This window comes from Roseibium sp. MMSF_3247 (assembly GCF_030733765.1).
Classification (GTDB): Bacteria; Pseudomonadota; Alphaproteobacteria; order Rhizobiales; family Stappiaceae; genus Roseibium.
Map to the genome: position 1 here is coordinate 231,179 of NZ_JASHII010000005.1, position 20,412 is coordinate 251,590.

The following is a 20,412-nucleotide window of genomic DNA, read 5'->3' on the forward strand; positions in this document are numbered from 1 at the left end:
GCGGTACTCTATGCGGAACAACGCGTAGCGCGCTGCGGAGAGAGAATGACCGAATTGGCAAAGCTTGCTGATCTTGCAAAGGATTCAAGCACAGCAGGCCGCAAAAGCCTTATTGCAACGCTGACTGAGATGTTTCTGGCTGCTGGTGATGCCCGCGGCGAGAACACCGCTTTTTTGTTCGGAGATATCGCTGTCAAATTGTTGGGCGATCTCGAGGAAGACACCCGGGCAGAGCTCGCCGCACGGGTCGCGAAAGACGATTTTGCACCGCATCAACTCATGCTCGAATTGGCGAAGGATACCCTTGCTGTCGCCGAACCCGTCCTTACGAACTCGCCTGTTTTGAAGTCTGAGGACCTGGTTGAGATCGCTTCCTCCGCGTCCATGGACCATCTTGAAGCGATCGCGGTCAGGGTTCCGATTGAAGAGGCTGTAACTTCTGTTCTTGTCGATCGCGGTGATCCGTCCGTATTGTCGAAGGTCGCTGCCAATGAGGGCGCGGAAATCGCCGACAACTCTTTCATGACGATCGTCGACAAGGTTGGTCGGGATGAGGCGGTGCAAGCCGCATTGATCGGCCGCCCGGATCTGCCTCTTGAGGTCGGCCAGGTTCTTCTGCCGCTCTTGACCGAAGAGCTTCAAAAACAAGTGCTTGCTATGGGCAAAGACAATTATCTGGCACAAATGCTGGCGCAGGCCTCCAAGGAAAAGAAGAAAAACCAGCTGGAAACGATTGAGCGGGCAAAGCTCCAGGTGAATGCGCTTGTCAAGGACATCAAAAGCGGCCGTCAAATGGTCGATGAGGCTGTCCGGAAGTTTGCAAAGGCAGGGCAGGCGACGGAGCTTGCCCTACTACTGGCTGGATTGAGTGATCTGCCACCTGCAGCTGTGTCCCAATTGCTGTTCAGCCCGAACGACAAACCGCTTATCATCCTCTGCAAGGCCAACAATGTCAGGGCCGAAGCCTATAAGGACATCCTGATGATGCGGGCGCAGCGGCTGAATATTGGTGGAATGGAACTGAACGAAGCGATCCAGCGCTTTGGTCTCATGAGCGTTGAAGGCGCCAAGAGATCGCTGGAAGTCCTGCGGCAAACATCTCAGACCGCGGCGGCCAAGCCGGCAGGGACGGCAGGCGAGCCATCGTCACCGCCGCCAAAGAAAGTGCCTTTTGCCGCCCATCGATGAGAGGTGATCACGGGCTATGCCGCGACGCTTTGCAGATCTTTGATATGTCGATGAAGAGCCTCTAAGGCCTGAGTGTTGCTGTGAGCTCAGCTGCTTGATTTTTGCAAGGTGGCCGTCATTGCGGCTGCGGAAATCAGAAATCCGCCGCCGACACGGTTGATCAGCCTGAGCAAGGACGGGCTGCGAAGCTTCTGGCCGACGGCTGCTGCCGCAAAGGCATAAACAGCGGCATTCACAATCCCAAGCACGACGAAGGTGATGCCGAGCAGAAACAGCTGCGGGACGACGGGGGCCTGCGGTGCGATGAAATGCGGCAGAAAGGCCATGAAGAAGACAATTCCCTTCGGGTTCAACGCCGTCACCACGTAAGCGTGCCAGAAGATCTTGCCGGCCGGAATGTCGGCAACGGTATGGGGCCCGAGAGCCGACGGGCGGCTGCGCCACATCTTCAGACCCAGCCAGACAAGATAAGCGGCGCCGACCCATTTGAGCACTGTGAATGCCGTCGCAGATGCGGCCAGCAATGCGCCCAGGCCCAGAAGCGAAGCCGCGGCGGCCGTGGCGTCTCCAAGGCCCACACCCATCACGCTAGCCGCCGCGGATTTCCGTCCTTGCGTCAACGCGTAGCTTACCACCAGCATGATCGTTGGCCCGGGAATGGCCAAAACGATGAGGGTTGCAGCGACATAAGCAAGATAAAGTTCAAGGGTCATTCTGGTACCAATCTTCTATCTGGTTCGCGACCATAGACCTATGGAGCGAAATCGACAATGATATCGGTATGATCGTCGCAGCCGGATCGGACGAAATGCAGGCTTTGGTTTTTTTGTTTTGTTTTTGCCTGCTTGCTGTCGGTGCACCAGCCTTTGGTCAGGAAGCTTCCCCTCCAGCGCCATCTTCAAAGCCGCTCACGCCGGGCACTCAAGACCGGTTTGTTGAAGGTGTCGACCTGCCGAGGAAAAAGCCAGACGCCGAACCTGGTAAGCCTGTAGCTTCATCGGTCCAGCAGGTGACTGAGCAACTCTGCGAACTGCCAAGGGTAACATTTGTTCAACGCCCGGCGATCGAGACCGACAATGGTTGCGGATTTGAAAATGTTGTCGCCGTGACGAAAGTCGGTCTGAAAAGCGGAGATGAAATCTCCTTTCCAGGACCTGTCATGATCACATGCGAGTTTGCACAGGTGATGGCGGATTGGATCCGGCAAGATGTTCTACCGGCTGCCCGCAATGAGCTGGGCATGGACGTCACCGGGCTCCTGACAGGACCAGGATATCAGTGCCGGCGCCGCAACAATCTCCCGGATGGGAAGCTTTCCGAGCACGCACTCGGTAAAGCGGTCGACGTATCCGGTTTCCGGTTGGCGAATGGGGAAATCATTTCGGTCATGAAAGACTGGCCAAAACCGGAGACGGCCCCGGGCAAGTTCCTAAGAGCGGTCCATGCGGCAGCTTGCAAGCGCTTTACAACCGTGCTGGGGCCGGATGCCGATCCCAATCATGAGGCTCATTTTCATCTGGATACCGGCTGTCACGGCAAGGACTGTACGTACCTCATTTGCCAGTAAATTTCGGTCACAGCTTGCAATTTTAGCCATAGCTTGTTCCTCTCATGGTCATGACGAAACAATCGGAGACGCCTATGGAGCGTTACAAAACTGCTGCTGAAGTTGCCTTGGACTTGCGTCCGGATCACCCAATTTACTGTTTTCGGCCATCGGTGCTCCGCGCGGATGCGCAGAACTTCAAAAAGTTGTTCCCCGGGAAAACGGCCTATGCCGTGAAGACCAATGGCGAACCCTTTGTCCTGAAGGAATTGGCGGCGGCGGGGTATGATTGTTTTGATGTGGCGTCTCCAGCAGAGTTTGCCGCCGTGCGTGAAGCAGCGCCGAAGGCGGAAATGCTCTACATGCACCCGATCAAGGCGCAATCCGATATTCGCCTCGCCCTGGAGCAGTACGGTATCCGGGTGATGTCGCTCGACCATGAAGACGAGGTGGCAAAGATCCTCCGGATTGTGCGGGCACTGGACATTGATCCTGCGAAAATCACACTCTTTGTGCGTATCGCGACCAAGGGGCATGCTGCGTATGAGCTGTCGAAGAAATTTGGCGCTGCGCCGAGACATGCGGTTGAGCTTTTGCAACGCATTCACAGGATTGGCTTCAAGTGCGGTTTATGTTTTCACGTCGGCAGTCAGATTGAGGAGCCGGAAACCTATGAGCGGGCATTGGCCTCCGCCGATTGGATCCGCTCCCGCGCTGGCGTTCCGATTGTAGAGCTTGATGTCGGCGGCGGGTTCCCGGCCGTTTACGGCCATGATCCGAGACGCAAGGTACCTGATCTGCCGTCCCTGGAAGAGTTGATGGGACAAATCCGCTCAGACATTACCGAATGGGCCTTTGACGATATGCCGCTGGTGGCGGAACCGGGCCGGGTCGTTGTGGCAAGGTCCATATCGCTGATCGTCCGGGTGCTTTTGAAGAAAGGCCGCCGGCTCTACATCAATGATGGGATTTGGGCGTCTCTCTCGGACAGCTGGACCGGCAAAATCACCTTGCCAGCCCGCTTTATCCCGGACCCGGCGCGGCGCACACGCTCCGGCAAGGCCGATAACATCGTGCCGTTCAAGGTCTGCGGGGCAACCTGTGACAGCGTTGATATTCTCTCAAGGCCGTTCTGGCTTCCAGAAACGGTCGACACCGGAGATTGGATCGAAATCGGCCACATCGGCGCTTATAGCCTATCTCTCAGGACCCGGTTTAACGGCTTCTACCCAGATACGGTGATCGAGGTGGACACTCCGTTTGATGCAGGCGAAGAACCGGAAGGATTTGCCTCGATCGAGACCATGGCTGACTAGAGCACACGCAAAAGGATCCAGACAAAAAGCGGCGGCAGCGGGTGGCCAGTTCGGCTGGCCTGTCGCTGTCCGCCTCAGGTCGTTGAGGTCTCGAGGGATGGTATTTCCACCCTCCAAGTGTCTGCCATTCATTGGCAGAATTTCTGAACGCCGCTGTAGGTGGTGAACGTTCCGGTCGATGGATTGAAAGACCGGTATTTCGACGAACAATAGTCGTACCAAGCCGGACTCCAGGGCTGAAATCCGACCGGCCCGCTGACGTGACCCGGATAAGGGGCACGCGGGTAGGGATATGCCGGGCCACGCGGCGGACCTGCATAAGACGGCTTGTTGGTTGCTCCCAAAATGATTGCACCGGCAGCAAGTCCAATGACACCGGCAGCTATGGCCGCGCCAACGTTATTGTTGTTCTTGTGCTTATGGATATGTTTGTGCTTGTGGTAATGCCGGTTGTGTCCGCGGTGCGGGCGGTGGCCCTCATGCCAGCCGCCACCGTGGCGCCAGCCATCGCGCGGGCCTGCTTCTGCGGCAGATACCGCCGGCAACATTAGGGCGCCGGTGAGGGCAACGGCCAGGATGCGTTTAGCGAAGGTTTGCATCGATTTACTCTCCGTTTGGGGCGCGCCATTTGCGCTGCCGTGATCTGATGATGCAACATTGCCCAAAGCGCGCTGAACCGGTCCTGAGATAGCCGTTCATCTTGTGTTCAGATTTCTCAGGTTGTGTGTCCCAAGCAGGAGGCCGCATGGCAGATAGTCAGGAAAAACAATCAAATAACGAAAAGTCGGTGATCCGGGATACAGATGACGAGGCCCGGAAACTGGCCAAAGAATTGATCCGGACCGCCCGCTTTGGCGCTTTGGCAGCCTTGGAACTTGAGACCGGATATCCCCTGGCGAGCCGGGTTGCCGTTGCAACAGATCTTGATGGAACGCCCGTGATCCTCACCAGCACTTTGTCCGGCCACACAAGTGCGATCCTCGCCAACCCCGCCTGTTCGTTGCTGGTTGGTGAACCGGGGAAGGGCGACCCTCTGGCCCACCCGAGGATTTCGCTGTTCTGCAAAGCGCGCCGTGTAGAGCGGGAAACTGATGAACATGCTCGTTTGCGCCGACGCTATCTCTCCCGTCACCCCAAGGCCGAGCTTTATGTCGACTTCGGAGATTTCTCGTTCTTTGCCCTGGATTTACAGCGGGCAAGCCTCAACGGGGGCTTTGGCAAGGCGTTTGAACTCGGCAAGGATGATCTTCTGACCGATGTTGCCGACGTGCAGGCCTGGTCTGCGATGGAAAGTGGCGCGGTCGATCACATGAACGAGGACCACCGCGACGCCATAAAACTCTATGCCGAAGTTCTCCTGAACGCCGAAGACGCCAACTGGCGGCTGGCCTGCCTCGACCCCGAGGGGCTCGACCTCGTGGCGGGAGACCGGATTGTGCGTTTGTGGTTTCAGGAGCGGCTCCCAGATCCCGCACGGCTTCGGGAAGCCTTGGTTGCGCTGGCACTTCAGGCGCGCAATCAGAATTGAGCAGGGAGCTGGGCGGTCTCAAGCCGCCCGGAGATGTCCAAGAAAATCCTCAAGGCTTGTTTGGACCGTGTTGATCTGAGTTGCGACGAGCTCAACACCGCCCACGACATCTTTCAGTTTTTCACCCGAAGCCTCAGCCGCGCGGTTCACCTGGGTAATGTTTTCCGAAATCTCCGTGCTGCCATGCGCCACTTCCGAGGCGTTCTTGGCAATCTCAGATGTCACCGCGTCCTGTTCTTCAATGGCTGAGGCAATTCCAGCGATCTTGTCGCGGACATCTGTCATGGACCGGACCACATCTTGGATGGAAACCGAGCAAGAAGCTGCCCCGGATTGGACACCGGTCAGCTGCGTGCCGATCTGTTCGGTTGCTTGACCGGTTTGGGTGGCAAGGGCTTTAACTTCCGACGCAACCACCGCGAACCCTTTTCCGGCTTCTCCAGCACGGGCCGCTTCGATCGTGGCATTCAAGGCCAGCAGGTTGGTTTGACCGGCAATGTCCGTGATGAGCTTAAGCACATCATTGATCTCACTTGCCGCAGCCGACAGGGACGATACGGTTTCTTCCGAGGTTTCGGCTTGTTTGGAGGTCTGGTCCGTTGACGTGTTTGCTAAGGTCACCTGCCGCGCAATCTCCTGAATTGAAGCGGCAAGTTCTTCGGCGGCTGATGCGACAGACTGGACGCTGGCCGTGGATTGTTCAGCGGCTGCGGCGACCGTGTGCGAGCGATTGATCGTATCGGAACTCATTTGAGCAAGATCATCCGCGTGCACCGATAGTTTTTGTAAGGCCGATTGAACTTCCGAGCAGCTGGTCATCATTACCCGCTCCAGTTCGTCCGCCAAACGCAAGCGTGTTTCCCTCCGTTCCTCAACAGCGCGCTCTTCTTCTTCGCGTGCTTGAGCTTGTAGCCGTTGCATTTCAATGGTGTTTTGCCGGAAGACTTCAAAAGCCTCGGCAACCGCGCCAATCTCGTCGCGCGATCTGACTTTGACTGAAACGTCCGTGTCGCCATTAGCCAGGCTTTTCAGGCCGTTGGAGACCTCCTTCAACGGCACAGCAATACCGAAACGCGCATAAAGGACCGAGCCGGTCACACAGAGACCAAGAGAGATGATGGCTGTCCAGATGATCTGCTGAAAGGCCTGTTTTTCATGGGTTTCTGCAGCCTTGGCTGCTGCCAGAGTAAATTGCTCGATTTCCTGAAGTAGGGCGATCAACTCCCGGTCAAGACGTTCCTGTTCTTCCTCCAGGGTGAGGACGATCGCAGCTGCCGCGGCCAAGTCTTCTGCATCTATGTAATGCAGGACTTCGTCAACGTGTGACTTGTATTGGGCGTATTCGGCTTCGATCCGTTTGAGTTGATTGAGGGCACTTTCAAACTCTGTCCTTTCAATCTCCGAAGCGGCATTGTCCAGGGCATATTTAGCCAGATCCTCAGCCTTCAGGATTTCGTCAGCGACCTGGACCTCAAGTTTTAAAATTGCAGCTTTGACATCGCCAATTGCGTGTTTCTCTTCGCCAGCTTCCAGGCCGGATAGCCGCATGAGACGTTCGACGAGGGCAGCCTGTTCCAGCTGATGGTTTGTGACGTGACTGATCGCTGTGGTCAGCGGGATGTCTTTTTCGGCTATATTTGTAAGTTCCTTGCCGATCATGGCCATTTGATAAACAGATACAGCTGCCACCACAACGAGCCCAAAACAAAGAAAAGCCACCAGTCCAAGTATTTTCGTTGCAACCGTTGCGGATACCTGACGTGAAAGTGCCATCGCAGAATCTCCTGCGCCAATTGAAAAGAAGTACCTTAAAACGCTACGTAAGTTTCCTTAGATTGATGCTGATCAGTTGAAGAAAGGGTAAATTTTATCGTTCAAAGAAAAAGTTTTGCAATTTATGATAGAATTCACGGTGGCGAAACTACAAAAATTCAATCCTGTGAAAATAAGGTGAGCGAGTTGCTGGCGTTGGGGTTTCTATGAAAACACCTGCGCTTCCGGTGCCAGCGCCAAATCCAACGGTCCGCAATCGCGATCGAGTGCTGTGGTGAAGCGCAAGGCAACTCACGCTTGCGCGCCACGTTCTCATGACTTAGGACGTCTTCAACCTTCATCTTCGGGACGATTTGTTTTGCCAATACGTTAACCGGTCTTCGATCCTTTTGCCGTGTGCGTCCGCACACGATCGTTTTGACACGTTCGTCAAACTGGCGGATCGGGACCGGTGTGGCTTGGCCAAACCGTATCTGATGTTTCGATACGCCACCCTTCCAACTTTACCAGCCAAATGACCGGGCGCGGCTTGCCGCGCGATGCCTGACCCCCGTTTGCGAACTTCCGGAAGTGGAAGATCCCAAACATGTCGTCTCTTATCAGGGTTGAATGGACCCTTGTCTCTAAGGCGCGGTTGACCGTCGCACGTCCCTGTGGGCGGTGCGGTCAACTTCGTCCGTTTGCCTCGACAAATAAGTTCCGGCTCAATGCCAATGGAAGTCGTCTGGATGCTTGGCTTATTTATGCGTGCCAGTCCTGCGGCCATCGCTGGAACCGCGAGGTGATGAAACGGAAACCCGTCAGCGCCGTACCTTCGGACCTCTTGTCAGCATTGCAGGCAAACGACCAGATGCTGGCGGAGACATTGGCGGCCAACCTTGGAGGTCACCCAAGCGGCCCAAGCAAACCGTCTGACTTCGAGCTGCAGAGGCGGGTGGTTCCGAGCAAGGGAAAAGTCGCTGGGACACCAGCTGTTCTGTGCATTCGAAATCCGGGCAGGGTTCCGGTTCGGCTTGACCGGATCTTGTCTGCCGGGTTGAGCCTGCCGAGGCGCGATATCAAATGCCTTGTCAAAAGTGGTGACCTGACGGTTCCTGGAGGATCTCGGAACACGTTTCGCAAAGCCTTGCCGCCGTATCTGGAGTTAATGATCAACACCGAGGACCGTCCTTTGATTGATGCCTTGTTCGCAGGATGCAGCAAGCCAACAGGCTAAGTCTCGGATTCTGACAGGTGTCTGCAGGGGTGTATAAAAGAACAAGGCCGCCCGTGGGGGCGGCCTTCGACGCTTGCGGTTTACCCGCGCCATACGCCAACCGGGAAACGGCTGGCAGTGTCTTGCCTCTTAAACGGAGAGCTGGCTGTTTGTGCCTTAACCAGTTCCCTGGATGGCTGAAAGCAGCCATTCGCCGCCGGAGCTGCGAACAAAGGTCCACACTTCAGTGCTTTCGGAAGGCGCGTCAGGATCTCCGGAAATCACATCATCGCTATCCCGTTTGGCGATGTAATCGACTGCGCTGTAGCGCAAGGCGACTGTTACATAGTCCTTGCTATCTTCATGCCAGGCTTCGGCAACATCGCCCTGAAGCAGTTTGACATCCAAAACGACGTTCTTTTTGCCGGCCGAGGCAAGTTCACCCAGCTCTTCGGCCAGATAAGACATGGCTTCCGGGGTCGCCAGCTGTCGCAGCGCGGCGTAGTCTTCGCGGCTGTAGGCGGACTGAACTTCGCTGAGCATCTCCTCAAACCGGTCAAGGTCTGCTGCCGTTGCCTCGTAAGGCTGCGTTACCGGGTGGGCAAAAGCCTGTGAGGCTGAGCCACTGGCCCCACCGCCGCCGAAGCTGAACGGAGCAGCTTTTGGTGCGTTCTGGTCCGGCGCCCTTTCAAACGGGTTTGGTCCAGCAGTCGCCGGTTGTTGCCGTGAACGGAAGAAGCGCATGGCGAGGCTGATCAGCAACACGATAAGGCCGACCTGAAGGATCAAGCCGAGGAATCCGGCAAAACCGCCGAGGCCACCGCCGAACAGCATTCCGACGAGACCGCCAAGCATCAAGCCGCCGAGAAGCGTACCGCCGAACCCGCCAAAGAGGCCGGGACGTTGCGCATTTGCAGCTTGTCCGCCAGCGCCTGGAGTGGTCCGCTGGGTCTGTGCAGGCTGGGGTGTCATGGAACGCTGAACGGGAGCGGCCGTATCCGGTGCGGTTTTGGTCGTGGGGGGCGCGGAATAAGTTTTGCTGCCTCTGCTGCCAAAGCCGCCAAACCCGCCCTTCCGGGCCTCGGCATAGTCAGTGGCGGCAAACATTGTGGCGATCGCAACGATCATGAAAGCTGTCGTCTTGCGCAGACGGCGGGCGGCAGCAGGCATTTTTGTCTCCTCTTGAGGGCCACTTTGGCCATGTGCTGCAGATGTAGGAAATCGGTGACCAATTGCCAGCGCCGATGGCGGAACTTTTGTGGGTTAGACAGAGAAAACTTATGTGCAGGCAAGTTTGTAAGTTTCAGCTGGCAGAACCGGCATCAAAGCTCAGAAAAGAAAAAGGGCGGGAATGCTCCCGCCCTCGAATGCGTAGCAATGGCAGGCTGTTACGCCTTGCCCCAGCCACCGGCCGTCGGTGTGATGACCGTCACGGCTTCACCCGGTTCCAGAATGGTCTGATCGCAGCCTTTGAGCTGTTGCACGGTGCCGTCAAGGCGGCGGACTTCGGTGCGGCCGAGTTCGCCGTTCTCGCCGCCTTCCATGCCTTTCGGCTCGATGGTGCGGTGGGAGCCGAGGATCGCGCAGTCCATCTTTTCCAGGAAACGGAGGGTGCGCTTGGTGCCGTCACCCGCCGACCATTTGCCCTTGCCGCCGGAGCCTTTGCGGATATGGAAATCCTCCAGAAGGACGGGGAAGCGGAACTCCAGGACTTCCGGATCGGTGAGGCGCGAGTTGGTCATGTGCACATGAACACCGTCCGTGCCCTTGAAGCCGGGGCCTGCCGGAGAGCCGGAGCAGATGGTCTCATAGTACTGGTAGGTGTCGTTGCCGAAGGTCAGATTGTTCATCGAGCCTTGGCTGTTTGCCATCGCGCCAAGCGCTGCAAAGACTGCGTTGGTGACGTGCTGGGACGTCTCCACGTTGCCCGCAACAACGGCCGCCGGATAAGACGGACGCAGCATGCAGTCATCCGGGATGATGATGTTGATCGGCTTCAGGCAGCCGGCATTCATCGGGATGTCGCCGTCGACCATCACACGGAAGCAATAGAGGATCGCGGCGCGGGTGACCGGCTCCGGTGCGTTGAAGTTATTCGGTTTCACGGCGGAGGTGCCGGTGAAATCGACCGTTGCTTCCCGCTTGTCCTTGTCGACTGTGATCTTGACCTTGATGGTTGAGCCCTGGTCGGTCGGGTACTCGTACTCGGAGTCTTTCAGGGCTTCGATGACCCGCCGGACGCTCTCTTCGGCGTTGTCCTGAACATGGCCCATATAGGCCTGAACGACGTCCAGACCGAAGTGGGACACCATCTTTCGCAGTTCCTGAATGCCTTTCTCATTGGCTGCGACCTGCGCCGAGAGGTCGGCAACGTTCTGGTGCGGATTTCTGGCCGGATAGGCATGATCCGTCAGGAGCTTGACGAGTTCGGCCTCGCAGAAGCGGCCCTGATCGACAAGCTTGAAGTTGTCGAACAAAACGCCTTCTTCGTCCACCTTGGTCGCAAGCGGGGTCATGGAGCCCGGTGCGGAGCCGCCGACATCGGCGTGGTGGCCGCGGGAGGCCGCCCAGAACAGGATCTCCTTGCCAGCATTGTCGAAGACGGGGGAGACGACCGTGATGTCCGGCAGATGCGTGCCGCCGTTATAGGGTGCGTTCAAGGCAAAGACGTCGCCCGGCTTGATCTTGCCCTTGTTCAGCTTGATCACCGTTTCCACCGACCGGTCCATGGAGCCAAGGTGCACCGGCATGTGCGGCGCGTTGGCAACCAAGGCGCCGCTGGCATCGAAGACGGCACAGGAGAAGTCCAGGCGTTCCTTGATGTTCACCGAGTAGGCGGTGTTCTGCAGCGTCACGCCCATCTGTTCGGCGATGGACATGAAGAGGTTGTTGAACACTTCCAGCATGACCGGGTCGGCGTGTGTACCTATGGCGTCGGCCCGTTTCAGCGGGACGACCCGGTGCAGGATGACGTGATCCTTGGCGTTGATCTCGGCCTGCCAGCCGTCCTCAACGGCAATGGTCGCATGTGGTTCGATGATCACTGCAGGTCCCATTACCTTCATGCCGGGCTTGAGGTTGTAACGCTTGAAGATGCCGGCATCATGCCACTGGCCTTCGCAGTAGATCCGTGTGCCTTTGGCAGCGGCTGGGACATCGGACGCCAGAGTGAGATCCGGCTCGACGAGACCTGCGCCGCCGCCAGCGGTTTCCACCTCAAGGGCTTCGACCACAACCGGCTTGTTGTCATAGGCAAAGCCGAATTGCTTTTTATGCGCATCCTCAAAGGCCGCGCGCATTTCATCAACTGTGCCAAGAAGAACGGGTAGGGGGGTGTCGGTGCCGTCATAGCGCAGATGTGCGGTTGCAACGGTCCGCCGGGCGTCTTCAGTTACGCCCTGTTTGTCGAGCTCAGCTTCTGTCTGGGCGCTCAGCTCCTTGCGCAGCGCATCCAGTTCAGGGAGTAGCTCCTCCGTCATTGTTTTCACGACAGCCTTTTGACGGTCTGCGCGAATGTCGGCGAGGCCCATGCCGTAGGCCGAGAGGATGCCGGAGAATGGGTGCAGAATGACCGTCTTCATGCCAAGGCTGTCGGCCACCTTGCAGCCTGTCTGGCCACCCGCGCCGCCGAAGCACGTCAGGGCATATTCAGTGACATCATAGCCGCGCTGTACGGAGATTTTCTTGATGGCATTCGCCATGTTTTCGACAGCGATTTTCAGGAAACCGTCGGCGACTTCTTCCGGTGTCCGGCCATCGCCAATCTGCTCGGCAAGTGCGGCAAACTTCTCGCGCACCACGTCGCCATCCAGCGGCTGGTCCTGGTTCGGGCCGAAGATCTTCGGGAAGAACTCCGGCGCCAATTTGCCGGTCATCAGGTTTGCATCGGTGACCGTCAAGGGACCGCCGCGGCGGTAACAAGCCGGGCCCGGGTTGGCGCCTGCACTGTCCGGACCGACCTGGAACCGGCCATCCGCATAATGAAGGATCGAGCCGCCGCCAGCTGCGACCGTGTGGATCATCATCATCGGCGCGCGCATGCGCACGCCGGCAACTTCGGTTTCAAAGGCGCGCTCATAATCGCCGTCATAGTGACACACGTCTGTAGAGGTGCCGCCCATGTCGAAGCCGATGATCTTGTCGTATCCGGCCATTGCTGAGGTTTCGACGGCACCGACAACACCGCCCGCCGGGCCTGACAGGATGGCGTCCTTGCCCTGAAACAGATCCGCGGCTGTCAGACCACCGGAGGACTGCATGAACATCAGCCGCGGGCCTTCACCCAGCTCTTCCTGAACCTGGTTCACATAGCGGCGCAGGATCGGCGACAGGTAGGCATCCACGATGGTGGTGTCGCCGCGGCCAACCAGTTTCATCAGCGGCGAGACTTCATGAGAGACCGAAATCTGCGGGAAACCTATTTCTTCAGCGATTTGCTTCAGAGCCTGCTCGTGGGCCGGATAGGCGTAAGCATGCATCAGGACGATCGCGATGGAACGGATCCCGACGTCCCAAGCGGCCTGCATTTCGGTGCGGGCCTGTTCTTCGTCAAGAGCCTGTTCGAGAGTGCCGTCAGCTTGAACGCGTTCAGAGATCTCGTAAACGCGCTCGTAGAGAAGTTCCGGCTTGATGATTTCCTTGGCGAAGATGTGCGGGCGGGCCTGATATCCGATTTCCAGCGCGTCCCGGAAGCCGCGCGTGATGAAGAGGGCCGTGCGCTCGCCCTTGCGCTCCAGCAGCGCATTGGTGGCAACGGTGGTTCCCATCTTCACGGTCGCAACCTTGCCGGACGGGATTGCAGCACCTTTTTCAACGCCAAGCAGTTCGCGAATGCCCTGAATGGCGGCGTCACGATACGCTTCCGGGTTTTCTGACAAGACCTTGTGCGGATGAAGGGTCCCGTCCGGCGCGCGGCCCACGATGTCGGTGAATGTGCCGCCGCGATCGATCCAAAAGTCCCACTTGGCTGTCATTTTATCCCTCATCTTTATGTTTTCCTGCCGGCGATAGGCCTGCCGGGCAGACGCGTTATCCGCGATCGATGGATTTATGCTGACATTTTATCGATAAAATGTCGATGAAAAAAACTAATTTTCTTTTACCCGGAGTTTAAAGCTTGTTTTGTATGCGTCTTTTTGAGGGAGCCAATGCGCGGGATGATGTGCACATGAAGAGTACGGGTGGCTCAAACCCGCACACCGAGTCGGGAACGTTCCGTTATGGATTGCGTATGAGCGATCCGGTGGCGGACAGTGTCCTGATGTTTGTCCTGGCGATCGTCGGTGCACTGATGATTTTCAGATTGGGATTTGAATTTTCAAAGGTGGTTTTTCCGGAATACCGTCCGATGTTCGGGGACTTCATCAGTTTTTGGACGGCAAGTTTTTTTGTTTTGGAAGGCGCTGCTGCAGAGGCCTACAATTTTTCTCTCGTAAACGAGTTTCAACTTGAAACATTCGATCAAGGAGAATTGCCGTTTCTTTATCCGCCGACATGGTTGATGGTGGTCTCGCCATTTTCCATGTTGCCCTATCGGCCCTCGGCGCTTCTGTTTGAGGCACTTCAAGTCGTCGCGTTGGTGGTGGCTTGCAGGTATTTGCTGCGTGATCGGTCAATCCTTTGGATCCTGATTGTTTTTCCAGCGGTTATCTCTGGGATCATTCACGGGCAAAACGCTGTGCTCAATACCGCGCTTTTGGCCGGTGCACTCGGCGCACTGGATCGTGATCGGCCGGTTCTTGCCGGTATTTTGATTGGATTGCTGAGCTACAAGCCGCAATTGGGAATATTGATTCCGTTTGCACTTTTGGCCGGTCGTGAATATCGCGCATTCGCATCAGCCGCCGTAACGACCTTGCTATTTGCCGCCATTAGCTGGGTTATCTTTGGGACAGAGGTCTGGCGCGCGTTTATTGAGACCATTGCGTTTGCCCGCGAATGGTTGGAAAGCGGCCATACGCCGGCCAACAAATACGCTTCCATTCTCGGTTGGTTGCGCCAGTTCGGGGTCGGAAACACGGCTGGCATGATTGTTCAAATTGGCTTTGCTTTGGCATCTTTCGGAGCCGTTATCTGGTCATGGCGTCAGGACCTGCCGATGACCATCAAGGGCAGTTTGTTGGTTATCGGGGCATGCCTCTCCACTCCTTATTTGCTGGACTATGACCTGGCTCTTCTGGTTGTTCCTGTGTTGCTGCTTATTCAGCAGGGCAATGAGACCGGATATCTGAGTTTTGAGAAATTCAGCATTGCGCTCGCCGTGTTTAGCTTCCTTTTTACAAGCCTTTGGGGTGTCCAAATGCCTGTTACTGCGATCGGGGTGCCATCGATTGTTTTGTTTGCTCTGGTTCTGCGTCGCGCTGTCGTTGGGCAACGGGCAGTATTGCGTAAGACCAGCTGTCCTGCGTGAGTCAAAATCGTCTGCCGAGTTTGACCACCATTGTATAGCTGATCTTCAGGTCTAAGACCGATCTACCGGGCTGGATAATCATAGCACCACCCCTTACCAATTCCACGACGGTTATTCGCGAAGCCTCGGATGCCATTGCAGAGGTGAAAAGAAGAAGTACGAATGCGCGCTCTAGTGGAGCGGCTTTGTTTCATCTTTCATTGATTGTATTAATGCACCTGATTGTATCTCTTAGAAGTTGAGTTATTCCCCGGAAACCATCGTTTTTCAGTGCTTAGGAGATTTTTATAAAGAATTTATCGATAAAATGTTGATGTTTTCTCTTTCCCGGATTAGCGTTTAGGTGGGAGCGATGGATGAGTGTTCACAGAAAGCGCCGCCATGCTGCCCTGCTCAGGTTCAAGAAACCCCTTTGCTTCTAAGAGGAGAACATCATGTTGAAGTCACGATCCCTGGCAAAGGCCGGGATGACGTTTGCCGCTGCTGCCGCTTTTGGCGTGGCTGGCCTTGCTGCCGCTGTTGCTGAAACCAAGTGGGATATGCCGACCCCTTACGGTGATGGCAATTTCCACACCCAGAACATCGCAGCATTCGCTGATGAAGTCGCCGACAAGACCGGCGGTTCACTGACAATTCAGCTTCACTCGGCTGGTTCGCTTTTCAAACATCCGGAAATCAAGAACGCTGTTCGCAAAGGCCTCGCACCGATCGGTGAAGTTCTGGTGTCTCGTCTTGCCAACGAAGATGCTGTTTTCGGGGTAGATTCCGTTCCGTTCCTCGCACCCTCCTATGACCAGGCCTGGAAGCTTTATCAGGCGTCGAAGCCAGCTCTCGAAGAAAAGCTCGCCGAACAAGGTTTGCAGCTTCTTTATACGGTGCCGTGGCCGCCACAGGGTATCTACGCTAAAAAAGAAGTCACCAAAGGCTCTGACCTGTCCGGTCTGAAGTTCCGCGCTTACAACGCAGCCACCGAGCGTCTCGCTCTCTTGGCAGATGCCGTCCCGACCCAGGTTGAAGTGCCGGATATTCCGACCGCATTTTCGACAGGCCGTGTTGAAGCTATGATCACATCCCCATCCACCGGTGCCAACTCCAAGGCCTGGGACTTCCTGACCCATTATCATGATACTCAAGCCTGGTTGCCGAAGAACATGGTGATCGTCAACAAGTCTGCATTCGACGCACTGAGCGACGCTGAAAAGACTGCGGTACTGGAAGCAGCGGCGACGGCGGAAACCCGCGGTTGGGAATCCTCCAAGGTCGAAACGAAGACTAAAACGACAGTTCTTCAGGAAAACGGCATCACTGTCGTTCAACCGAGCAGCGAGCTGATTTCCGATCTTGCTGCAATCGGTGAGACGATGGCCGCAGAATGGCAAGAGCAAGCTGGGGAAGACGGCGCTGCCATCCTGGAAGCCTACAAGGCCAACTAAGACTGGGAAGCGCCGGGCCTCAACTGCCCGGCGTTTTTCTTTCTGCCGCTGAAAATTTGGGGGAGAGCGGATGCGAAATGCGCTCAATGGATTGTACAAGACGGCAACGGTTTTGGCTGCCTGCTGCCTTGTGACAATCGCTCTACTTGTAACTCTTCAGGTTATGGGACGGCTGCTGGACGGTGCCCGCGGCCTGGTTGGCCTGGAGCCTCTGGGACTGTTGGTTCCGTCGCTTGCTGAAATCGCCGGGTTCTTTCTTGTCGGTGCATCTTTCCTGGCGCTTGCCGGAACACTGCGCAATGGTGACCACATTCGTGTGTCCATTCTTTTGCAGGGTGTTGGCCCTACCGTTGCCCGTCTCCTGAATATCTGGGCCTTGGCTGTTGCGTTCGCTCTCGCCGCGTTTTTTACCTGGCATGCTTTGGCCCTGGTTCTGGACAGCTACCGCTACAACGAAGTGTCTTTCGGTATCATTCCGATCCCGCTCATGTACCCGCAGGCCGTCATGACGCTTGGGCTCTTCGTCCTTGCGATTGCGCTCTTCGATGATCTTGTCACGTCCTTGCGCGGCCAGGCGCCAAGTTTCGAAACCGTCGTTCGCGACGACCCGATCGAAGGGAGCGAATGATGGATCTCTCTTTGCTTTCCTTCCTGCTTGGACTGGGCATGCTGGCAGCCTTGGCGACTGGCATTTGGGTGGCCGTTGCGCTGTTTGCTGTTGCACTTGCAACAATGATGGCACTGGTGTCTGTGCCTGCCGGGCCAGTGATGGCAACGACGGTCTGGGGTGCCTCTCATCATTGGGATCTCACCGCTTTGCCGATGTTTATCTGGATGGGAGAAATTCTGTTCAGGTCGCGATTGTCGGAGGACATGTTTGCCGGGCTTTCTCCCTGGATGCGGAACCTGCCTGGCCGGCTTTTGCACGTGAATATCCTGGGCTGTGGAATCTTCGCAGCAGTCTCCGGATCGTCTGCCGCCACCACGGCCACAGTGGGGCGTATGTCACTGCCGGAGCTCAAGTCCCGCGGCTATGACGAGCGTATCGCGATTGGTACCCTTGCAGGCTCTGGGACGCTTGGATTGCTCATTCCGCCATCGATCATTCTGATCGTTTATGGCGCGGCAACTGAGCAGTCGATCGCTCGCCTTTTCATGGCGGGCGTTCTGCCAGGCGCCATGTTGTGCCTATTGTTCATGGGATATGTCGCACTTTGGGCGATGCTGAACCGGGACAAGATGCCGGCCAAGGAGGAAAAACTTCCGCTTTGGACGCAAATCAAAGCAACGCGCCGTCTCTTCCCGGTCGTCGGCCTGATCGTTGGTGTGATCGGTTCGATTTATGCTGGCCTTGCCTCTCCGACGGAAGCCGCGGCAATTGGCGTTGTGCTGGCACTTTTGTTGTCCTGGGTGTCCGGGACTTTGAGCCGAAAGAGCTTTGCCGATGGATTGTTGGGCGCAACACGCACATCCTGCATGATCGCTTTCATCCTGGCAGGGGCCGCGTTTTTGACCGTTGCGATGGGGTATACAGGCATCCCGCGTGAGCTGGCCTCCTGGATCGGCGGAATGGACATGTCGCCTTACGTGCTTCTGATCGCGTTGACCCTCTTTTTCGTGGTCCTTGGCTGCTTCCTGGATGGGATTTCCGTTGTTGTTCTGACAACATCCGTGATCCTGCCCATGGTGGAGCAGGCAGGCCTCGATCTGATCTGGTTCGGGATCTATCTGGTGCTTGTCGTCGAGATGAGCCAGATCACGCCACCGGTCGGCTTCAACTTGTTCGTTCTTCAAGGAATGACAGGGCGGAATATCTTCTCCGTTGCGCGTATGGCCTTGCCGTTCTTCTTGTTGATGATTTTGGCCCTGGTTCTGATTGTCGCATTCCCGGGATTGGCCCTGTGGTTGCCTCAGACGATGTTGAGCAATTAAAAGGGCATTTCAGAACAACTTGAGAGAACGATAAATGACTGAGCGGCCGAAACCCAACACCGATGCCCAAATTGGTCCAGTGGTTTCGGCCGCTCATCTTGCATCCGGGGCTATGCCGGCCCTGTCGGAAATCGAGTTTGCCGTAACCATGATGGTCAACGCCTATCATCGCTGGATGGTCCGGTGCATGGCTGCCAGTGGCTCGGAGGGCCTGGGTCCGCTTGATGTCCTTGTTCTTCACTCGGTCAATCACCGTGGGCGGGCCAAGACACTGTCCGATATCTGCTTGGTCCTGAATATCGAAGACACGCATACGGTGACCTACGCGCTCAAAAAACTTGAGAAAGCCGGACTGATTACCTCTGGTCGGCGCGGCAAGGAAAAAACCGCTGAGATCACGCCTGAAGGCGAGACTGCCTGTATGGAGTACAGACGGCTGCGGGAAGCGCTTCTGGTCGAGCCTATGAAAGCGCTTGGGTTGGATGAGAGTGAACTCTCCCGGCTTGCCGCAACCCTCCGCCTCGTTTCCGGAAACTACGACCAAGCCGCCCGCGCTGCAGCTGCCATGTAAAAATGGTTCTGCGGTCAAAACGGAAAATTTCTGTTTTCATGCTACAATAATTCTTGTAGTATCGAATTATGAAATCAGGTGACGCAATCATGGCGCTTGGGGCTCTTGCCCAGGAAGACCGGCTGGCGGCTTTCAGGCTGTTGATGATGGAGGGAGACCAAGGTCTTCCGTCCGGCGCAATCGCAGAGCGCCTCGACGTTGCGCCCACCAGGATGTCCTTCCATCTGGCAACTTTGGAAAAAGCCGGGCTTTTGAACACGCGCCGGGAAGGGCGGCACATCCATTACTCCGTCGACTATCTGAGGATGCGATCCTTGCTTGGATTTCTCATCGAAGACTGTTGCGGCAACAATCCCGATATCTGCTGCTTTCCCATAAGCGCCCCCAATCAGGAAACACACTAATATGACCATCACCATTTACCACAATCCGAAATGTGGGACGTCCCGGAACACGCTGGAGATGATCCGCAAGGCTGGCATTGACCCAGTCGTGATTGAGTATTTGAAAACGCCGCCATCCCGCGAAGAGCTGGTGAATTTGATTGCAAAAATGGAGATTTCAGTCCGAGATTTGCTCCGCCAGAAGGGGACACCTTTTGATGAACTGGGGCTTGGCGATGAAAAATGGACTGATGACCAATTAATCGACTTCATGATGGAGCACCCGAACTTGATCAACCGCCCGATCGTCGTGAGCGACAAGGGTGTCCGGCTCTGCAGGCCCTCTGAAAGGGTCGTTGATTTGCTTCCGGTCGATATCGGCGCATTCACAAAGGAAGATGGGCAAGTGGTCAACGCCGGGAGCAAAAATGTTTGACGGTAAACCTGAGGACCTCCCAAATGTGAGCTTTGCGGACATCAAGCCCGTAACCGCTGGAGAGGTGGATCAGGCGGCGGCATTCGATCATCCGCCGCGCATACTGCTTCTCTATGGATCTCTGCGGGAGCGGTCCTACAGCCGATTGCTGGTTGAAGAAGCTGCCCGCCTGTTGACGGCTTTCGGGGCGGAAACCCGGATCTTCAACCCTTCAGGATTGCCGTTGCCAGATGATGCCGATGCAAGCCATCCCAAAGTGGCTGAACTGCGGGATTTGAGCATTTGGTCGGAGGCTCAGGTATGGTGTTCGCCCGAACGCCACGGCGCGATGACAGGCATCTTGAAAACTCAAATCGACTGGATCCCGTTGAGCACCGGCGCCGTCCGTCCAACACAAGGCAAAACACTAGCTTTGATGCAAGTCTCGGGTGGGTCCCAGTCTTTCAATGCTGTCAACCAGATGCGGATCCTTGGCCGCTGGATGCGCATGGTCACGATACCGAACCAATCCTCGGTTCCGAAGGCGTATACCCAGTTTGATGATGACGGACGCATGCTGCCATCACCACTCTACGACCGTGTGGTGGACGTCATGGAAGAGCTGATGAAGTTCACACTATTGGTGCGCGGGCGGTCTGACTATTTGGTGGATCGATATTCTGAACGTAAGCCTGATCGGCAGAAACAGGGAGCAGCCTGACC

The 20,412-nt window shown here is 56.3% G+C and carries 18 protein-coding genes; 13 read left to right on the forward strand and 5 right to left on the reverse strand.

All coding sequences use genetic code 11. The features are described from left to right. Window positions 1-45 precede the first annotated feature (45 nt). Window positions 46-1,188, forward strand: a complete 1,143-nt coding sequence (locus tag RBB44_RS17810; protein ID WP_306148964.1) for a DUF2336 domain-containing protein — start codon at window positions 46-48, stop codon at window positions 1,186-1,188. An 86-nt stretch (window positions 1,189-1,274) separates the two neighbouring features. Here RBB44_RS17810 and RBB44_RS17815 read toward each other — a convergent pair whose 3' ends face one another. Beyond that, window positions 1,275-1,901, reverse strand: coding sequence for a LysE family translocator (locus RBB44_RS17815; RefSeq protein ID WP_306148965.1), 627 nt, complete (start codon window positions 1,899-1,901; stop codon window positions 1,275-1,277). A 68-nt stretch (window positions 1,902-1,969) separates the two neighbouring features. Here RBB44_RS17815 and RBB44_RS17820 point away from each other — a divergent pair, with 68 nt between their 5' ends. Both RBB44_RS17820 and RBB44_RS17825 read left to right on the forward strand, forming a co-directional pair. After that, window positions 1,970-2,755 (forward strand): extensin family protein, encoded by a 786-nt coding sequence (locus RBB44_RS17820; RefSeq protein WP_306148966.1) that lies wholly within the window; start codon window positions 1,970-1,972, stop codon window positions 2,753-2,755. 74 nt (window positions 2,756-2,829) lie between these two features. Next, window positions 2,830-4,050 carry an alanine racemase gene (locus tag RBB44_RS17825; protein ID WP_306148967.1) on the forward strand — a complete coding sequence of 407 codons (1,221 nt, stop codon included), beginning with the start codon at window positions 2,830-2,832 and terminating at the stop codon, window positions 4,048-4,050. Window positions 4,051-4,178: 128 nt separating this feature from the next. Here RBB44_RS17825 and RBB44_RS17830 read toward each other — a convergent pair whose 3' ends face one another. Continuing rightward, entirely contained in the window at window positions 4,179-4,649 is a 471-nt protein-coding gene (locus tag RBB44_RS17830) for a BA14K family protein (protein WP_209174282.1), read from the reverse strand. Between the two features lie 146 nt (window positions 4,650-4,795). On the opposite strand from RBB44_RS17830, the gene RBB44_RS17835 reads away from it, so the two are divergent. After that, window positions 4,796-5,578 (forward strand): HugZ family protein, encoded by a 783-nt coding sequence (locus RBB44_RS17835; protein WP_306148968.1) that lies wholly within the window; start codon window positions 4,796-4,798, stop codon window positions 5,576-5,578. Between the two features lie 18 nt (window positions 5,579-5,596). Here RBB44_RS17835 and RBB44_RS17840 read toward each other — a convergent pair whose 3' ends face one another. Beyond that, window positions 5,597-7,351 (reverse strand): methyl-accepting chemotaxis protein, encoded by a 1,755-nt coding sequence (locus RBB44_RS17840; RefSeq protein WP_306148969.1) that lies wholly within the window; start codon window positions 7,349-7,351, stop codon window positions 5,597-5,599. 586 nt (window positions 7,352-7,937) lie between these two features. Between RBB44_RS17840 and RBB44_RS17845 the strand changes: the two genes are divergently transcribed. Continuing rightward, the gene (locus RBB44_RS17845) at window positions 7,938-8,567 is read left to right on the forward strand and encodes a DUF1062 domain-containing protein (RefSeq protein ID WP_306148970.1); all 630 of its coding nucleotides are present in this window, start codon (window positions 7,938-7,940) and stop codon (window positions 8,565-8,567) included. Window positions 8,568-8,723: 156 nt separating this feature from the next. Here the strand turns inward: RBB44_RS17845 and RBB44_RS17850 are convergent, their stop codons facing one another. Together RBB44_RS17850 and RBB44_RS17855 are read right to left on the reverse strand one after the other, a co-directional pair. Beyond that, a complete protein-coding gene (locus RBB44_RS17850; RefSeq protein ID WP_306148971.1) occupies window positions 8,724-9,716 on the reverse strand; it encodes a TIM44-like domain-containing protein in 993 nt (330 codons plus the stop codon). Window positions 9,717-9,934: 218 nt separating this feature from the next. Then, on the reverse strand, window positions 9,935-13,519 hold the full coding sequence (locus RBB44_RS17855; RefSeq protein WP_306148972.1) for a hydantoinase B/oxoprolinase family protein: 3,585 nt from the start codon (window positions 13,517-13,519) through the stop codon (window positions 9,935-9,937). A 194-nt stretch (window positions 13,520-13,713) separates the two neighbouring features. On the opposite strand from RBB44_RS17855, the gene RBB44_RS17860 reads away from it, so the two are divergent. The 8 genes from RBB44_RS17860 to arsH all read left to right on the forward strand — a co-directional run bounded on the left by RBB44_RS17860 (window position 13,714) and on the right by arsH (window position 20,410). Then, entirely contained in the window at window positions 13,714-14,955 is a 1,242-nt protein-coding gene (locus tag RBB44_RS17860) for a glycosyltransferase family 87 protein (RefSeq protein WP_306148973.1), read from the forward strand. Between the two features lie 434 nt (window positions 14,956-15,389). Continuing rightward, window positions 15,390-16,388 (forward strand): TRAP transporter substrate-binding protein, encoded by a 999-nt coding sequence (locus tag RBB44_RS17865; protein ID WP_306148974.1) that lies wholly within the window; start codon window positions 15,390-15,392, stop codon window positions 16,386-16,388. 70 nt (window positions 16,389-16,458) lie between these two features. Continuing rightward, entirely contained in the window at window positions 16,459-17,016 is a 558-nt protein-coding gene (locus RBB44_RS17870; RefSeq protein WP_133946235.1) for a TRAP transporter small permease, read from the forward strand. Beyond that, window positions 17,016-18,320 (forward strand): TRAP transporter large permease, encoded by a 1,305-nt coding sequence (locus tag RBB44_RS17875; RefSeq protein WP_306148975.1) that lies wholly within the window; start codon window positions 17,016-17,018, stop codon window positions 18,318-18,320. The genes RBB44_RS17870 and RBB44_RS17875 overlap by 1 nt, the downstream gene beginning before the upstream one ends. Before the next feature lie 34 nt (window positions 18,321-18,354). Then, complete coding sequence (locus RBB44_RS17880) at window positions 18,355-18,891, forward strand: winged helix DNA-binding protein (RefSeq protein WP_133946237.1); 537 nt, start codon at window positions 18,355-18,357, stop codon at window positions 18,889-18,891. Window positions 18,892-18,980: 89 nt separating this feature from the next. Next, on the forward strand, window positions 18,981-19,295 hold the full coding sequence (locus RBB44_RS17885; RefSeq protein WP_008194405.1) for a helix-turn-helix transcriptional regulator: 315 nt from the start codon (window positions 18,981-18,983) through the stop codon (window positions 19,293-19,295). A 1-nt stretch (window position 19,296) separates the two neighbouring features. Next, entirely contained in the window at window positions 19,297-19,710 is a 414-nt protein-coding gene (gene arsC / locus RBB44_RS17890; RefSeq protein ID WP_306148976.1) for an arsenate reductase (glutaredoxin), read from the forward strand. Continuing rightward, window positions 19,703-20,410: an arsenical resistance protein ArsH gene (gene arsH / locus RBB44_RS17895; protein WP_306148977.1), complete on the forward strand. Its 708-nt coding sequence runs from the start codon at window positions 19,703-19,705 to the stop codon at window positions 20,408-20,410. The genes arsC and arsH overlap by 8 nt, the downstream gene beginning before the upstream one ends. The last annotated feature ends 2 nt before the right edge of the window (window positions 20,411-20,412 follow it).

Coding starts and splice junctions, on each gene's coding strand:
- RBB44_RS17825 (WP_306148967.1), top strand. CDS start 2,830: ATGGAGCGTTACAAAACTGCTGCTGAAGTTGCCTTGGACTTGCGTCCG.
- RBB44_RS17835 (WP_306148968.1), top strand. CDS start 4,796: ATGGCAGATAGTCAGGAAAAACAATCAAATAACGAAAAGTCGGTGATC.
- RBB44_RS17815 (WP_306148965.1), bottom strand. CDS start 1,901: ATGACCCTTGAACTTTATCTTGCTTATGTCGCTGCAACCCTCATCGTT.
- RBB44_RS17850 (WP_306148971.1), bottom strand. CDS start 9,716: ATGCCTGCTGCCGCCCGCCGTCTGCGCAAGACGACAGCTTTCATGATC.
- RBB44_RS17810 (WP_306148964.1), top strand. CDS start 46: ATGACCGAATTGGCAAAGCTTGCTGATCTTGCAAAGGATTCAAGCACA.
- RBB44_RS17885 (WP_008194405.1), top strand. CDS start 18,981: ATGGCGCTTGGGGCTCTTGCCCAGGAAGACCGGCTGGCGGCTTTCAGG.
- RBB44_RS17830 (WP_209174282.1), bottom strand. CDS start 4,649: ATGCAAACCTTCGCTAAACGCATCCTGGCCGTTGCCCTCACCGGCGCC.
- RBB44_RS17845 (WP_306148970.1), top strand. CDS start 7,938: ATGTCGTCTCTTATCAGGGTTGAATGGACCCTTGTCTCTAAGGCGCGG.
- RBB44_RS17820 (WP_306148966.1), top strand. CDS start 1,970: ATGATCGTCGCAGCCGGATCGGACGAAATGCAGGCTTTGGTTTTTTTG.
- arsH (WP_306148977.1), top strand. CDS start 19,703: ATGTTTGACGGTAAACCTGAGGACCTCCCAAATGTGAGCTTTGCGGAC.
- RBB44_RS17860 (WP_306148973.1), top strand. CDS start 13,714: ATGAAGAGTACGGGTGGCTCAAACCCGCACACCGAGTCGGGAACGTTC.
- RBB44_RS17870 (WP_133946235.1), top strand. CDS start 16,459: ATGCGAAATGCGCTCAATGGATTGTACAAGACGGCAACGGTTTTGGCT.
- RBB44_RS17840 (WP_306148969.1), bottom strand. CDS start 7,351: ATGGCACTTTCACGTCAGGTATCCGCAACGGTTGCAACGAAAATACTT.
- RBB44_RS17855 (WP_306148972.1), bottom strand. CDS start 13,519: ATGACAGCCAAGTGGGACTTTTGGATCGATCGCGGCGGCACATTCACC.
- RBB44_RS17865 (WP_306148974.1), top strand. CDS start 15,390: ATGTTGAAGTCACGATCCCTGGCAAAGGCCGGGATGACGTTTGCCGCT.
- RBB44_RS17875 (WP_306148975.1), top strand. CDS start 17,016: ATGGATCTCTCTTTGCTTTCCTTCCTGCTTGGACTGGGCATGCTGGCA.
- RBB44_RS17880 (WP_133946237.1), top strand. CDS start 18,355: ATGACTGAGCGGCCGAAACCCAACACCGATGCCCAAATTGGTCCAGTG.
- arsC (WP_306148976.1), top strand. CDS start 19,297: ATGACCATCACCATTTACCACAATCCGAAATGTGGGACGTCCCGGAAC.